Genomic DNA, 1,064 nt, shown 5'->3' with positions numbered 1-1,064 from the left:
GGGCGCAGGTCCGGGGGACAGGCCACCGGCAGCGCGGCCACCGCGACCGGGGCCAGGAGGTACGGGAGGGCCGCCGCCGGGATCAGCGCCCCGGCCGACAGGGGGACCAGGACCAGCGACAGCGCCTGCGTCAGCGCGCCCGCGCACGCCCAGCGCGCCCCCGCCGTGAAGCGGCCGCCCAGCGCGAGGACCGCGCCCGTCAGCGTCACCAGATCGCAGCCGATCATGACGTAGCTGAGCGGGACCAGGAAGTCCGCACTCCCGCTCAGCCGCCAGTCGGCGAGCATCGAGACCAGGCCGAAGGCGGCATACGCGGCCGTCGCCGCCAGGGCGAAGGGCGTGGCGGCGGCGAACAGTCGGCCGGCGCGCTGCGCGGAGCCCAGCCGCAGCCGTACCCGCAGCGCGTGCGCCACGATGTCGCCCGCCTCCCGCAGCCGGGCCGACCGGCCTGCGCCCTCGACGGCCTCGCGATACGCCTCGGCGATGTCGTCCCCGAAGGCGTGGCGGTAGCCGGCCGGGTAGAGCCGCAGCAGCGGGGTGCTCATGCGGTGGCCGGCTTCCCGGCGACTCCCAGGCGCCGGGTGGCCTCGCGCGCGGTGGCGGCGATGCGGCGCGCCTCGGCGGCCAGCACCTCGCGGCCGGTGGCGGTGAGCGTGTACGTGCGGCGCAGCCTGCTGTCCACGACCTCCTCCGCGTGCACCTCGATCAGGCCCTCGTTGAGCAGGCGCTCCAGCGCCCCGTACAGCGTTCCGGTGCGCATCTTCACGCGGCCGTCCGAGATCGTCTCGATCTCGCGCGCGATGGCATAGCCGTGCCGGGGCTCGTCGGCCAGGGCGGTCAGGAGGAGGAGGGTCGGTTCCTGCATCGCGCGTTCGCTCATGCCGTCATCGTACGGCAGTCATGGGCCGGTGAGCGGCATATGACGGGCTTCGGGAGACGCCTGGTGAGGCATCCTCGCGGGCCGTTCCGCGCAGGCCGTTACGTAGCCGGGCCGGGAGCCGGGGACGGTGCGCGGGCCGGCGGGTGCGGGGGCCCCGAGCCGGGGGGGGGGGGGGGCGGGGGGG

General features: G+C 76.4%; 1 protein-coding gene and 1 pseudogene. Both read right to left on the bottom strand.

The genetic code is table 11. The annotated features are described in order from the left end of the window. Positions 1 to 545, bottom strand: a pseudogene (locus MHW47_RS35610) (hypothetical protein); the annotation flags it as partial. After that, entirely contained in the window at positions 542 to 880 is a 339-nt protein-coding gene (locus MHW47_RS35605) for a PadR family transcriptional regulator (RefSeq protein WP_239227929.1), read from the bottom strand. The pseudogene MHW47_RS35610 and the gene MHW47_RS35605, both read right to left, overlap by 4 nt. Positions 881 to 1,064: the final 184 nt, after the last annotated feature.

Origin of the sequence: Streptomyces sp. OfavH-34-F (genome assembly GCF_022347745.1) — a bacterium.
Taxonomy (GTDB): domain Bacteria; phylum Actinomycetota; class Actinomycetes; order Streptomycetales; family Streptomycetaceae; genus Streptomyces.
Note: the sequence above shows the minus strand (reverse complement) of the source record. Positions and strands in the feature narration are given on the sequence as shown.

Bases quoted from the DNA above. Each gene is read 5' to 3' on its own strand.
- MHW47_RS35605 (WP_239227929.1), bottom strand. From the start codon at position 880: ATGAGCGAACGCGCGATGCAGGAACCGACCCTCCTCCTCCTGACCGCC.